Raw genomic sequence first — 13,183 nt, 5'->3', positions numbered from 1 at the left:
CTTAAAAATTGCTATTGGATGGGAAGAATCTCCGTGTTGAGAAGAACCCAGTTGATGCGAATCGAAGGTGATAAGGGATCTCATGGCAGTAGCTCCTCAAGTTTTACCACATACAGCTATTTCTACGTGGAGTGGATTTGTCTATCAGGGCAAGTTGGCGTTGTACCATTGTTTGAAGCTGATGTCGTCAGATTATGCCGCTAATCGGGATTTGAAACTGCAGTTAGAAAGCCAAGATGACTTCGCGATTTTTCGTCGCCAGCAATGCCTATCAATGCATCAGGTAAAAGCGTACAAAGACCCCCGCTTTTCTGCCTATAGTGATGGTATCAGCACTCAACGAGATAATGCGAGGCAACGGAGAGTACCACTCGCTTACTTTCATGTGGCACGTGAAGTAACAAACATTCCGGTAACGTTTGTGGCTGACTATGGACCAGTGAGATTTTATACTTACCCAATTCCGCCTGACGCAGATGGAAATGTCACACAATCGTTTTGTCCGCTGAATCAGGTAGATATGTTTATCCGGGATGAACTTTCCAGTCTGCTTGTGAATGCTGCAATGCAACCCGCCTGGAAGAATTATATTGTTGCGAATATTCAGAATACGCTTGAAGCAATAGTAAATTCGAAGGTCATTATGACCCACAGCAAGATACACGAGTCTACTCGTCATCAGACCGTAATTGCAGCCAGCGAATTCATTGAGTTTTCAGAACTGTATAGTGTAATCGAAGCAGATGATTATGCTCCGTTTGAGAATGAGGCATTCTTCCTTAGTCGTCTGCAGATTGATATTGGCACATACTACCAGGAGTTTTGTGAACGCCAAGACGGCCTCTCGCAGGCAGCATGCCAAAAGTTAGATGACTACCTGGCCGCTATTGCTGCGCTGAATGTTGGGGGAATGAAGGCATTCCTGCGAGCAACTATGCCGCATAAAAAGGGACGTTTTAAAACACTTAGTGAATTTAAGGACCAATCACTCGATCGTGATGCAATGCGACTTGGGATGTTTACGATTTTCTGGAAACTAGTTCAAGCTGCACGTAATGATGGTTCTGATGTTGCTTTCTCTTGGCTAAATGACGGGCTTTTCTACTATCCAACAGGTATCCACCATGCTGCAGAGCATCAAGATAGTATCTGTCATGACATCATGCAACAGGCAATTAGTGAAGATGTGGAGTGTTTATTTGAGTGTGGTGCACTTATCACTAGTGCCATAGACAGACCTTCAATTTCTGATGTAATCATAGGCATTGACGCTACTGAGGGAATGGATACCGCTGAATACGAATTGCTGAGGGAAAACCGCATTGGGAATTATAAGAAGGTGGCTATGATTTCTTTAAACAATGTACCTGAGAGTTTGAAAGATGCAGAACCTGATTGAACAATTGTTGGAATCAGAAGGATTAACGCGTCAGCTCTCCACTGACTTAGCGTTATACGAATACAGTAGTACTGGAAAGACAAATTATTGGTTGGTAATCCATGGCGAACCAATAATCACTCCTGAAGTTCAGGCTGGATGGTTAAGCAAATGTAAAAGTGCTACTGCCGATCCTGCTCTTGAGAAAAATATTAATTTATTGATTGTCTGGAATACTAATAGCAGCAAAGTGTTAGCCAGTAAACAAGTTAACCATATAGAGGAAGACAGCTATTTTTTTAAAAAGCATGTACTTCCTTACACCACCGAAGAATTAGAAGCGCTACGTCAACAGATTGAAACTCATGGTTTTTCAATAGTTTTCCGTGAATCAATTACTACTCCTAGCACCTTTACTGAATATAAATCAAACTATCTAGAAGGAGGCTGGCAAAGCCTATTATACAGGATTGCGATAAAGCTTCCCTTTATTGCAGTTAATAGTTCGGGTAATTCCGATCTAGCCAGTCTCGAGAGAAACATTCGAGAAAAAATCCAGCGTACATCGAATCCAGATGTACTGCTTACAACAGATTCGGCTATTGATTTTCTAGCAAATCAGATCACATCGCCGGATGTGCTGCCGGAAGATTTATTAACCTACATGGATGCGAAATTGTTGGAGGCAGGCTATGAAAGTGATAGTTAAGCGTCTAGAAGTACGTAATTTTAAAGTTTTTGAAAAGCTTGAGTTAACCCTTGAAAGCGATCATCTCGTCGTTCTTGATGGCCCCAACGGTTTCGGTAAATCATCTTTTTTTGATGCTATGGAGCTCCTGCTGACAGGAAAGATTCGCCGCTATATTGAGCTTGAAGAACTGACAGTGGATAGGCGTAGCCTGAAAACAGGCTGCCCTTGGCTATTCAAACAAGCAAAGGTAAATTCCTGGCTTTCCATTCGTGCAGAGATTGTAGTTAATGGTCAGAGCCATTTCCTTGAGAGAGCGGCCAGTAAAGCTGTACTGGACGAGCATAAAGGTGTAACTGATCTAAGGTTACCTCTTTATGAATTAGTAGACTTTAGTGCGGAGCGGGTTGAAGCCATTTCACATGAAGAAATTTATCTTTCTACCTTACTCGGTGAGCAATATCAGCGTGATTTTGAATTATTCCATTATGTTGAGCAGGAAGAAAATACTCGCTTATTAAAACAAAAGGAAAAAGACAGGCAGGGTCAGATTGCACATCTTTTCGATATTGGTGATATTCAGGGGAAAATTAATAACATTACACAGGCGTCGACCAAAATAGGAAATTTGTGTAACCCGCAGAAAAAAAACGAACTGAAAAAACTTAAAGATAAATGGGATACAGCTAAGCAGCAACTGTTACCGGCAGGTAGTTCTGTCACATACGAAAGAATTATCGAAGTTACGGATCAGCCATGGGATCGTGAAGTAGTAGAGTTTGGTGTAAAACAATTTGAACAGTGGCTATCTGCAGATGGGGAATTGTTTCGCGTTGGACGTTTTATAGATAATTTCAAGCATTATAAAAATCAACTGTATAATAATGAATTGGTGAATAAACTTCTTCCTAAAAAGGAACTGCAACAACGTCTGTTAATGTTTTATCGTCCACTTGAACACATAAATAAATGGGAGGAAGAGGTCGCTTGCTTTGATGCTGCACTAGCGATAAGTGACGCCTTCAAAGACCTAATAAAGTCTATTAGCGAGGATCGCCTGTCAATTACAGCTCCATTGGTACCACTCCTTCCGCCCAACATAACAGCAGAGGAGTTTCAGCAACAGGTCGCCGGACTCAAACAACAGTTGACTACCGCAGACAAAGTTCAGGAATGCTACGCGGAACTAATACAGACACGTGAACTCTTGTTGAATGCGTTCAGGGAGCATCAGTCACATTGCGATCCCACAAATATTTGTCCAACATGCGGACATCCTTGGCCGACGGCAGCAAAGCTTCTCGAAGGAATTGAAAGTCAGAGCAAATCACTTGAAACTTTAGCAGCTCAACAAAATAATCAATTCTCACAAACATTAGTAAGCTTCAGACGCAACTGGCAGGAGCCTATCGAACTGGCTCTGCAGTCCTGTCTAGAGCAAAAGAAAGAGATCGTTGAACGTAAGCGTCAACTCTTAAGCTTAACAGAAGAGCAAACCCAGTGGCTGGAAAATTATTATCAACATCTTCAGACGGCAGGTATCAATATTCAGGAGCTTCTGTCTGAAAATTTCGAGCCTGTAACGCAGCAAGCAACAGACGAACTAGAACGTCAGGTCCGGGAAAGGTTTAAATCCTTTGACGATAGCTGCATTTTTGATGATTACGAGAAGATTTATCGAGAAATTTTTAAAAACGATCCACTGGCCGTTGAACAAGTTACCCTCCAACGTCTTGAATTAAAAAAAGTATATCTGGAGCAACAGTATGCCATTGCGTCTTCTAAATTTATCTTGGAGTGTGAACAGGAGTATAACAAAGCAGATCTGCTGATCAAAAAAGCCATCAGATTTAAAGAGTATCTACGCAAACTCAAAAAAATATATGAAGACGAGAAAAGATTATATCTTGAATCTATCGTCAAAGAAATTGAGATCCTTTTTCATATCTATTCTGGCCGCCTTATGCAAAGTTATCAGCAAGGGCTAGGCATTTTTATAGAAAATGACGGTAATTCAATAGCTTTCAATGAAACACCTGGGCATGGGCATGATGCTGTCTTTTCCATGAGTTCGGGTCAGCTTTCAGCACTGGTGTTGTCATTTACGCTCGCGCTGAACCAGCGGTACGCAAAACATACTTTGTTGCTAGTAGACGATCCTGTCCAGACACTGGATGAAATCAATGTGGCAGGATTTGTAGAGTTGCTTCGTACTGAATTTCGGGACCGCCAGATAATCATGTCAACGCATGAAGATCGTATGTCGGCATATTTTCGTTATAAATACAAAAAATTTGGTATGTCGGCAGGAAGAATCAACTTCATGGAAGAAGCACGTGCAGGTATTAATGGTTGATAAGTGTAAAAGCCGCCTTCTTAGAAGGCGGTGCTGCTTTAGTCTATCCGTTTTTGCTGCAACATTGAAAGTTTACTTTAATATGTGAACTAAAGAGTTTCAATTTTTTAGTGAGTTAACGAATGACATTTAATTAATAGCTTTTTTATGGAACCTTACTTCCAATTGTAGAATATAGTGGGAATTAATATTAAACTTATTCGCCCCATAAATAAGTGCGCATCAGCCGATACTAATCAACCAACAAGCCGCATTCCTTTCATTCCCTCTTCAATTATACGCCCATGGTCTGCAGTCGTAACGAAGTCAGCCCACCACTGCATCATTGGGCGTCGTTGCTCAAGGTAATCGCTGCGGTTGTAAGCACGACGTACCTCATTCTTATCCACATGGGCTAATGCTGCTTCAATGGCATCAGGCAGAAACCCTTCCTCATTGAGGGCCGTACTAGCGATAGAACGTAAACCGTGTGATACGAGAACGCCTCCTAAGCCAGCACGCTTAAGGGCTGCATTCACAGTCTGGCTGTTCATCGGCTGGGTAGGCTTAATGCGACTGGGAAATATAAACTCTCGGCCACCACTGAGTGACTTCATCATTTCCAGAATAGAGAGAGCTTCATTGGATAGTGGAACAGTATGGTCCCGGTTCATCTTCATTCGGGCTGCTGGAATTTTCCATTCGCTAGCAACAAAATCGATCTCATCCCATCTAGCCTCAGCAGCTTCGGCAGGACGGGTGATGGTGAGAAGCTGCCACATGAACAGACACCGCGTGGACACACTGATACTTGCTGTACGCATTGTTTGCATTAACTGTGGAAGTTGATCCGGGCGGATACTCGGCATATTTTTCTTCTGCGGTTTCTCGAATGCTTTCCCGATGTTTACGCTGGGAACCGCATCAATCAGGCCCGTGTTCTGCGCATAAATCATGACTTCATTAATTCGCTGACAAAGGCGTCGAACAGTCTCTAATGCCCCTCTGGCCTGAACTGGCTGAACTGCTTTAACCAGGGTATTAGCCTTAATCTCAGTGACACTGATATCACCGATTGCTGGGAAAACATCTCTCTCAAGCGAGCGCCAGATATCGTAGGCATAGTCCTCTGTTACGCTGGCTTTCTTCACATTCCACCAACGCTCGGCAACTAACAGGAAAGTGTTGGTTTTAGCTTCTTGCGAATTTCTAACCTGTTCTTTCTGATGTTGCTGAGGATCAATGTCTTTCGCCAACAAAACTCGAGATTCAGCTCTGAGTTTACGCGCATCAGAAAGTGAGACAGCAGGGTAGGCTCCGAAGCTTTGCTTGGTTCGCTGTTTTGTCAAAGGTCGATAGTAACGGAACTGCCAGAGCTTACTACCGCTGGACTTGATTAACAGAGTAAGCCCATCACCATCATATAGCTGGTAATCGGCATCTTTAGGTTTGGCGGCTTTGATTTCCGTATCGGTTAACGGCTTGGTTTTTCGTGCCATGGGGGAGTCTCCATGCGTTTAGGCCCAACGAAAACAATAGAGCTTTTCGTTGGGCCTATCAATGGGCCTAAAAAGTTCGGATTTAATTAGTTCTCTTCGGACTTCGCGGGACAAATTCAAGGCACAAAAAAGCCCGCAGGGCTTGCGCCGTGCGGGCTCTTAGGACTTCATCGGATGACTCTGGTAATCATCGATGGAGAATTTTGGTGGAGCTGGCGGGAGTTGAACCCGCGTCCGAAATTTCTACATCCTCGGTACTACATGCTTAGTTTGTCTTTACATTCGCACGCCAGCTGCGGACAGACACGCCACTAACGAACTAGCCTGATTAGTTTTAACGCTTCAACCCCAGGCAGGGCTTCCACGCGATCTCTTTTGGGTTTGACCTCTCTTTGATCCCCGTCTTAAGAGCGGAAGCTAGGGAGAGAGGGCTCAGAGCAGGTTATTAAGCTGCTAAAGCGTAGTTTTCGTCGTTTGCGACTATTTTTTTGCGGCTTTTAACGAGGCAAACCGCCCCTCGGCATGCACCTTGGGTTTCGCAAATCCCGTCGAATCCAGAATCAGCCCCAATAGTGTTGAGCTAAGTATACCAGATTTCACTTCCTGGATACCAGCCCGGAACGCTAACTTATTGAATAGTACAATAAGTGTGCAGAATCAACGCCCTGCGTTTTTCATAATGCGCGCTTTGTCCAACTGCCATTCGCGCTCTTTCAGGTCAGTGCGTTTATCGTGCTGTTTTTTACCCTTCGCGACGCCAACTTTCACTTTGCACCAGGCGTTTTTCCAGTACAGAGACAGGGCGACCACGGTGAAACCTTCACGGTTGATGCGTCCGTAGAGGGATTCCAGTTCACGCTTGTTCAGCAGCAATTTACGCGTGCGCGTTGGGTCACACACGTAGTGTGAGGAGGCGACGGTCAGCGGCGTAAAGTTTGCGCCGAACAGGAAGGCTTCGCCATCTTTCAGGATCACGTAGCTATCGCCGATGTTGGCTTTCCCGGCGCGCAGCGATTTTACTTCCCAGCCCTGCAACGCAAGGCCAGCTTCGAATTCTTCTTCAATGAAATACTCGTGGCGAGCACGCTTGTTGAGCGCAATGGTCGCCGAGCCTGGTTTATGTGCTTTTTTCTTCGTCATAAGTGTCGTAAAGCCGTCGGTAATCTGATTTCAAAAAGTCACCTCATTGCGTCCTGTGAGGTCTAACGCGCTATCTTAGCACGAGATGAGGCTTAGCGTTTTTTTAACAGGTGATAAATGTTATTATTTGTCCGTTGTGTGACCATGGGAAATGCTATGCCTCAGATTAGCCGTACTGCGCTTGTGCCTTACAGCGCGGAACAAATGTACCAGTTAGTGAACGATGTTCAGTCTTATCCAGAGTTCATTCCGGGATGCACCGGGAGCCGCGTTCTGGAGTCCGGCCCGACGCAGATGACCGCGGCGGTGGATGTCTCCAAAGCGGGGATCAGCAAGACGTTCACCACCCGCAATACGCTGACGAGCAATCAGAGTATTTTGATGCATCTGGTGGATGGTCCGTTTAAGACCCTGATGGGGGGCTGGAAGTTTACGCCGCTGAGCGCTGACGCCTGCCGCATTGAGTTCCATCTGGACTTCGAGTTCACCAATAAGCTGATTGAGCTGGCGTTTGGCCGCATCTTTAAAGAGCTGGCATCGAATATGGTTCAGGCGTTCACCACCCGCGCCAAAGAGGTTTACAGTGTCGCATAAGATTGCTGTAGAAGTGGTGTACGCGCTGCCGGAGAAGCAGTATCTGCAGCGCGTGACGCTGGAAGAGGGTGCAACCGTAGAAGAGGCCATCCGCGCTTCCGGCATACTTGAGCTTCGCAGCGATATCGACCTGGCGAAGAATAAGGTCGGGATTTACAGCCGTCCGGTGAAGCTGGGCGATGTGCTGAAAGAGGGCGACCGGGTGGAGATTTATCGTCCGCTGATTGCCGACCCGAAAGAGTTGCGTCGTCAGCGTGCGGAGAAGGCCAGCAAGTAGCGCTTTCTTCCCCTTACCCTCTCCCCAAAGCGGCGAGGGGATCAACACAAAACAAAAAAGGTGCTCAATGAGCACCTTTTTGCATTTCTGACACCGGATTATTTGGTCAGGGCAGGCTTGTTGTCGATGTTGGTCAACACACCGGCGCTGCTGAAGGTCAGCGTCAGGGTCTGCTGGGTCGCATCTTCATGGCCCGGTTTCTGACGGAATACATAGAACCAGGTGTTAGTGCCGAACGGATCGGACATCATCGGGGTTCCCAGTGCATAAGCGACCTGCTGTTGTGTCATCCCCACGCGGATTTTGGACACATCGTTAGGGGTAAGGTAGTTCCCCTGGTTGATGTCAGGACGGTAAACCACTTTCTCCAGAGTGGAACAGCCTGCGGTCAACATCAGAAGAACCGCTGCGGCAGCGGTCAGCATTTTACAACGCATAGTGATTTGATTCCTTTTCGGGCCCGAGCAGAACGCGGCTCATATGTAATATGCCGATGATAATAGACCTTGCCCCACTTTGAAACCGGTCTGGCGGCGTTTTTGTTGTTCTGTATGACCCTGAGATCCCGAAAAAGTTTATGCCGCCAGCAGTTCTTTCGCGTTCGCAAGCGTATTACGCGTGACTTCGCTGCCGCCGAGCAGGCGTGCCAGCTCCTGCAGACGCGCACGTTTATCCAGCGGCTTCATGTGCGTTTCGGTCATTTCACCGTCGGTTTCTTTGCTGACGATAAAGTGATGATGACCGCAGCCCGCAACCTGCGGCAGGTGGGTGACACACATCACCTGCGTTGATTCGCCGAGCTGGCGCAGCAGTTTACCCACTACCGCCGCTGTCGGGCCGCTGATGCCGACATCCACTTCATCGAAAATCAGCGCCGGGGTGTCCATTTTACGCGCGGTAATCACCTGAATCGCTAGTGCAATACGTGACAGTTCACCACCGGAAGCCACTTTGGAGATGGCCTGTAAGGGCTGCCCTGGGTTGGTGGTGACGCGGAATTCGATGCGATCCGCACCTTCCGCCGTCAGGTGATTCTCTTCAAAGCGAACGTCAATGGTGAAGACGCCATGCGGCATCGCCAGCGTGTGCATGCTATCGGTAATATGCTGGCTTAACTCCTGAGCATAGTGCTGACGGATTTCATGCAGCTTTTGCGCTGTGGCCAGCGCCTGTTCATGGTGCAGGCTCACCGCCAGGGAGAGGGTTTCCAGCGAGTCTGCCTGATCGTCAAGCTGCTGCTGTTCTTCCAGCAGAGACTGATAGTAACCCGGCAGTTCTTCCGGCGTAACGTGGTGCTTGCGCGCCAGCGAGATCTGACGGGAGATACGCTGTTCCAGCTCAAACAGACGGTTCGGGTCGAGATCCAGACGCTCACAGTAGTGGCGCAGTTCATCACCGGCTTCAGAGATCTGAATGGCCGCCTCTTCCAGCATATCCAGGACGCCAGAAAGTTTGCTGTCCATGCCGACCAGTTCGGTAAGCAGCTGGCGGACGTTATACAGCTGGCTCTGCAGGTTCACGTCTTCGCCATCCGCCAGCAGGTTGAGCGCATTCTGACTGGTTGAGAGCAGATGCCCGCTGTTCGCCAGGCGCTTGTACTCTTCGTCGATTTGCTCAAACTCACCCGCCTGCGGGTTAAATTCATTCAGCTCTTTGAGCTGGTATTCCAGCAGCTCCGCGCGGGCGGCACGCTCCTGGCTTTGCTGCTGGTGCTGAGCGAGCTCGCGGCAGCTCTGATGCCACTGGCGATAGTGCTCGGCCATAAGCTGAGTAAGCGCGTACTCACCCGCATAGCCATCCAGCAGCGCTTTCTGCTGTTCGGGTTTGACGAGTTGCTGATGCGCGTGCTGACCGTGGATCTGAATAAGCAGCTGGCCGAGTTCACGAAGCTGGGAGAGCGGGACCGCCGTGCCGTTGATAAAGCCGCGGGAGCGACCGTCGCTGCTGATCACGCGGCGAAGTAAACACTCACGTCCATCTTCAAGCTGGTTCTGTTCCAGCCAGCGCTGGGCGGCAGGGGTATCTTTCAGGGAGAAGCGGGCGCACAGGTCGGCGCGGTTTGCGCCCATGCGTACCATGTCGCCCTCAGCGCGGCCGCCAAGGCACAAGCCGAGGGCATCAATGGCAATGGATTTACCTGCACCGGTTTCCCCGGTGATCGCCGTCATGCCGCTGTGGAAATCGATCTCAAGCTCACGAACAATGGCAAAGTTGCTGATGGTCAGTTGTGCCAGCATAATTGTTTTCCTGTATGAAAAACCATAACTGTGTTTTCATACAGTATAAACTGGTTTTATATACAGTAAAGTCCTGGATGCAAAATCAGAACAATTTTTTTGACCAGCCTAGCTTTGAGCTTAATGTGTTGAAATAGCTGTAATCTTTCGGATGAATCAAGTTCAGGTGGTAATCACACCGGCGAATAAGCACATCTTCACCTTCCTGAATTGGCAGCGCTATCTGGCTGTCGCAGCTGATCTCCAGGTCGTTACGGCGGTGCGAGAAGCGCAGACGAATCGTGCTGTCGCCGTTGATGACCAGCGGGCGGGCGGAGAGCGTGTGCGGGAACATCGGCACCAGGGTAATGGCGTCCAGAGAGGGGGTCAGGATCGGGCCGCCGGCAGACAGCGAGTAGGCGGTTGAGCCGGTCGGGGTGGAGATAATCAGCCCGTCAGAACGCTGGGAGAAGGCAAAGATCTCGTCGATATAGACTTCAAACTCGATCATGTGCGCCACTTTTCCGGGATGAAGCACGACCTCGTTAATCGCGGTGCTGATGCGCTTCTGACAGTCCTGCTGGCACACCTGCGCCTCCAGTAAAAAGCGTTTTTCACTGATATAGTGGCCTTCCAGCACGTCGGCCAGCTGCTGCTGGGCATTGTCCGGGTCGAGATCGGTTAAAAAACCGAGATTGCCACGGTTGATGCCGATGACCTTGATGTCATAGCGCGCCAGCGTGCGCGCCGCGCCTAGCATGTTGCCGTCGCCGCCCACCACCACGGCGAGATCGGCCTGTTGGCCAATTTCCGCCAGCGTGCCGGTTTTGACGCTCTTCAGCTGCAGCTCCTGAGCAATCTGCTGCTCGACCATCACTTCATAGCCTTTGCTACACAACCAGCGATACAACATTTCATGTGTCGTTAGTGCGGTAGGGTGACGCGGATGCCCGACGATCCCAATACACCTGAAATGATTATTCATTTTCTGGAGGTCCTTGTGCCTGATGAATGATGACAATCTGTCTTGTTCCCTTGAATCCCGGAAACTGATCCCCATAATAAGCGAAGTTAGCGAGATGAATGCAGAAAAACGCGGAGAAATTCATGAGTAGTAAAGAACAGAAAACGCCTGAGGGGCAAGCCCCTGAAGAAATTATCACGGAACAGCACGATGAAGTTGAGGCTGTAGAGCCAGACGCATCTGCTGAGCAGGTGGACCCGCGCGATGAAAAAATTGCGAATCTGGAAGCCCAGCTGGTAGAAGCACAGAATCGCGAACGCGAGAGTGTTCTGCGCATCAAGGCGGAAATGGAAAACCTGCGTCGTCGTACCGAGCAGGACGTTGAGAAGGCGCACAAGTTCGCGCTGGAGAAATTCGTCAACGAACTGCTGCCGGTGATCGATAGCCTCGATCGCGCGCTGGAAGTGGCTGACAAAGCGAATCCGGACAACGCGGCAATGATCGAAGGCATCGAACTGACGCTGAAATCCATGCTCGACGTGGTGCGTAAGTTTGGCGTGGAAGTGATTGCCGATACCGACGTTCCGCTGGATCCAAACGTTCACCAGGCGATTGCGATGGTTGAATCTGAAGAGATTGAAGCCGGTAAAGTACTGGGCGTAATGCAGAAAGGTTACACCCTGAACGGCCGTACCATTCGCGCGGCGATGGTGACCGTGGCGAAAGCGAAAGCGTAATTCGCAATCCGTAGTGCCGGGTAGCGGCGTTCGCCTTACCCGGCCTACAACCTTACTCCGCGATACTTTCGCGCAGGGGTTTTACGGGCAGGACTTTCACCTGCTTAATCATATTGTCCTGCACGTCCAGGATATCAATATCGTACTGTTCAATGCGCACCCGCGTGCCCGCTGCCGGTATCTCTTCCAGCGCTTCCAGAATCATCCCGTTAATGGTGCGAGCCTCATCTTCCGGTAAATGCCAGTTAAAGGCTTTGTTGAGTTCACGAATGTTCGCGCTGCCGTCAATCAGCACCGAGCCATCGTTTTGCGGGGTGACCTCTTCCGCGAGGGAAGGCGACATTGAGGTGGTAAAGTCCCCGACAATCTCTTCCAGAATATCTTCGACCGTCACCAGCCCCTGGATATCGCCGTACTCGTTGACCACCAGGCCGACCTTCTTCTTGTTTCGCTGGAATTTTACCAGCTGCGTGCTGAGCGGCGTTCCTTCCGGCACGTAGTAAATTTCGTCGGCGGCGCGCAGCATCACCTCTTTGGTGAACTCTTTTTTCTCGGTCATCAGACGGTACGCTTCGCGCACGCGGAGCATGCTGATAGCGTCATCCAGTGAATCACGATAGAGCACAATGCGCCCGTGCGGGGAGTGCGTCAGCTGGCGAACGATGGCTTTCCAGTCGTCATTGATGTCGATACCGACGATTTCGTTACGCGGCACCATGATGTCGTTCACGCTCACCTTTTCCAGATCCAGCACCGACAGGAGCATGTCCTGATTGCGCCGGGAAATCTGTGAGCGGGATTCATTCACGATAGTGCGCAATTCCTCTTTGCTGAGTGCGCTGCTGATAGTGACGTCGGCTTTGATTCCCACCATCCGCATCAGGACGCGCGTCACCATGTTCAGCAGCCAGACCAGCGGCATCATCAGGATCTGCAGCGGTGCCAGCAGGAAGCTGCTTGGGTAGGCGACCTTCTCCGGATAAAGCGCGGCGATGGTTTTCGGCAGCACTTCGGCAAAAACCAGCACCACGAACGTCAGCACGCCGGTGGCAATCGCCACCCCGGCGTTACCGTACAGGCGCATCCCGACGATGGTGCCGAGGGCGGAGGCCAGAATGTTGACGAGGTTGTTGCCGATGAGCACCAGGCTTATCAGGCGATCCGGCTTGCGGAGCAGCTTTTCAACGCGACGTGCGGCGCGGTTACCCTGTTTGGCACGATGACGTAACCGGTAGCGGTTCAGGGTCATCATGCCGGTTTCCGAGCCGGAGAAATAGGCGGAGATGACCACCATGACGATCAGGATAACGATCAGCGTGGTGGTAGAGATGTGTTCCAGGGGGAACTCCTTTGTT

At 49.3% G+C, this 13,183-nt stretch carries 12 protein-coding genes and 1 other RNA gene; 6 read left to right on the top strand and 7 right to left on the bottom strand.

Translation table 11 applies throughout. The features are described from left to right. Positions 1 to 82: 82 nt before the first annotated feature. From FOY93_RS17005 to FOY93_RS16995, 3 genes are read left to right on the top strand one after another with little or no spacing between them, the layout of a single operon-like run. Entirely contained in the window at positions 83 to 1,399 is a 1,317-nt protein-coding gene (locus tag FOY93_RS17005) for an ABC-three component system protein (protein ID WP_143345415.1), read from the top strand. Further along, positions 1,383 to 2,087 carry an ABC-three component system middle component 1 gene (locus tag FOY93_RS17000; RefSeq protein WP_143345414.1) on the top strand — a complete coding sequence of 235 codons (705 nt, stop codon included), beginning with the start codon at positions 1,383 to 1,385 and terminating at the stop codon, positions 2,085 to 2,087. Before FOY93_RS17005 ends, FOY93_RS17000 begins: the two co-directional genes overlap by 17 nt. Continuing rightward, a complete protein-coding gene (locus FOY93_RS16995; protein WP_143345413.1) occupies positions 2,071 to 4,422 on the top strand; it encodes an AAA family ATPase in 2,352 nt (783 codons plus the stop codon). Before FOY93_RS17000 ends, FOY93_RS16995 begins: the two co-directional genes overlap by 17 nt. A gap of 236 nt (positions 4,423 to 4,658) precedes the next feature. Here FOY93_RS16995 and FOY93_RS16990 read toward each other — a convergent pair whose 3' ends face one another. The 3 genes from FOY93_RS16990 to smpB all read right to left on the bottom strand — a co-directional run bounded on the left by FOY93_RS16990 (position 4,659) and on the right by smpB (position 7,040). Next, the gene (locus tag FOY93_RS16990) at positions 4,659 to 5,900 is read right to left on the bottom strand and encodes an integrase (protein WP_143345412.1); all 1,242 of its coding nucleotides are present in this window, start codon (positions 5,898 to 5,900) and stop codon (positions 4,659 to 4,661) included. A 204-nt stretch (positions 5,901 to 6,104) separates the two neighbouring features. Next, positions 6,105 to 6,468: a transfer-messenger RNA gene (gene ssrA / locus FOY93_RS16985) on the bottom strand. Between the two features lie 89 nt (positions 6,469 to 6,557). Next, on the bottom strand, positions 6,558 to 7,040 hold the full coding sequence (gene smpB, locus FOY93_RS16980; RefSeq protein ID WP_008502505.1) for an SsrA-binding protein SmpB: 483 nt from the start codon (positions 7,038 to 7,040) through the stop codon (positions 6,558 to 6,560). A 156-nt stretch (positions 7,041 to 7,196) separates the two neighbouring features. Here smpB and FOY93_RS16975 point away from each other — a divergent pair, with 156 nt between their 5' ends. Next, positions 7,197 to 7,634: a type II toxin-antitoxin system RatA family toxin gene (locus FOY93_RS16975; protein WP_014832955.1), complete on the top strand. Its 438-nt coding sequence runs from the start codon at positions 7,197 to 7,199 to the stop codon at positions 7,632 to 7,634. Beyond that, complete coding sequence (locus FOY93_RS16970) at positions 7,624 to 7,911, top strand: RnfH family protein (RefSeq protein ID WP_023325903.1); 288 nt, start codon at positions 7,624 to 7,626, stop codon at positions 7,909 to 7,911. Before FOY93_RS16975 ends, FOY93_RS16970 begins: the two co-directional genes overlap by 11 nt. A gap of 98 nt (positions 7,912 to 8,009) precedes the next feature. On the opposite strand, the gene bamE is transcribed toward FOY93_RS16970, so the two are convergent. From bamE to nadK, 3 genes are all read right to left on the bottom strand, one after another. Further along, entirely contained in the window at positions 8,010 to 8,348 is a 339-nt protein-coding gene (bamE, locus tag FOY93_RS16965; protein ID WP_008502502.1) for an outer membrane protein assembly factor BamE, read from the bottom strand. Positions 8,349 to 8,486: 138 nt separating this feature from the next. Beyond that, positions 8,487 to 10,148 carry a DNA repair protein RecN gene (gene recN / locus FOY93_RS16955; RefSeq protein WP_023616819.1) on the bottom strand — a complete coding sequence of 554 codons (1,662 nt, stop codon included), beginning with the start codon at positions 10,146 to 10,148 and terminating at the stop codon, positions 8,487 to 8,489. A gap of 85 nt (positions 10,149 to 10,233) precedes the next feature. Continuing rightward, the gene (nadK, locus tag FOY93_RS16950; RefSeq protein ID WP_008502500.1) at positions 10,234 to 11,112 is read right to left on the bottom strand and encodes an NAD(+) kinase; all 879 of its coding nucleotides are present in this window, start codon (positions 11,110 to 11,112) and stop codon (positions 10,234 to 10,236) included. A gap of 122 nt (positions 11,113 to 11,234) precedes the next feature. Between nadK and grpE the strand changes: the two genes are divergently transcribed. Beyond that, a complete protein-coding gene (gene grpE / locus FOY93_RS16945; RefSeq protein ID WP_136195203.1) occupies positions 11,235 to 11,828 on the top strand; it encodes a nucleotide exchange factor GrpE in 594 nt (197 codons plus the stop codon). 52 nt (positions 11,829 to 11,880) lie between these two features. On the opposite strand, the gene FOY93_RS16940 is transcribed toward grpE, so the two are convergent. Continuing rightward, entirely contained in the window at positions 11,881 to 13,167 is a 1,287-nt protein-coding gene (locus FOY93_RS16940) for an HlyC/CorC family transporter (RefSeq protein ID WP_025759264.1), read from the bottom strand. Between the last annotated feature and the right edge of the window lie 16 nt (positions 13,168 to 13,183).

It is taken from the genome of Enterobacter sp. 18A13, from assembly GCF_007035975.1.
Classification (GTDB): domain Bacteria; phylum Pseudomonadota; class Gammaproteobacteria; order Enterobacterales; family Enterobacteriaceae; genus Enterobacter; species Enterobacter vonholyi.
Note: the sequence above shows the minus strand (reverse complement) of the source record. Positions and strands in the feature narration are given on the sequence as shown.

Bases quoted from the DNA above. Each gene is read 5' to 3' on its own strand.
- FOY93_RS17000 (WP_143345414.1), top strand. From the start codon at position 1,383: ATGCAGAACCTGATTGAACAATTGTTGGAATCAGAAGGATTAACGCGT.
- FOY93_RS17005 (WP_143345415.1), top strand. From the start codon at position 83: ATGGCAGTAGCTCCTCAAGTTTTACCACATACAGCTATTTCTACGTGG.
- grpE (WP_136195203.1), top strand. From the start codon at position 11,235: ATGAGTAGTAAAGAACAGAAAACGCCTGAGGGGCAAGCCCCTGAAGAA.
- recN (WP_023616819.1), bottom strand. From the start codon at position 10,148: ATGCTGGCACAACTGACCATCAGCAACTTTGCCATTGTTCGTGAGCTT.
- FOY93_RS16990 (WP_143345412.1), bottom strand. From the start codon at position 5,900: ATGGCACGAAAAACCAAGCCGTTAACCGATACGGAAATCAAAGCCGCC.
- FOY93_RS16995 (WP_143345413.1), top strand. From the start codon at position 2,071: ATGAAAGTGATAGTTAAGCGTCTAGAAGTACGTAATTTTAAAGTTTTT.
- nadK (WP_008502500.1), bottom strand. From the start codon at position 11,112: ATGAATAATCATTTCAGGTGTATTGGGATCGTCGGGCATCCGCGTCAC.
- smpB (WP_008502505.1), bottom strand. From the start codon at position 7,040: ATGACGAAGAAAAAAGCACATAAACCAGGCTCGGCGACCATTGCGCTC.
- FOY93_RS16975 (WP_014832955.1), top strand. From the start codon at position 7,197: ATGCCTCAGATTAGCCGTACTGCGCTTGTGCCTTACAGCGCGGAACAA.
- bamE (WP_008502502.1), bottom strand. From the start codon at position 8,348: ATGCGTTGTAAAATGCTGACCGCTGCCGCAGCGGTTCTTCTGATGTTG.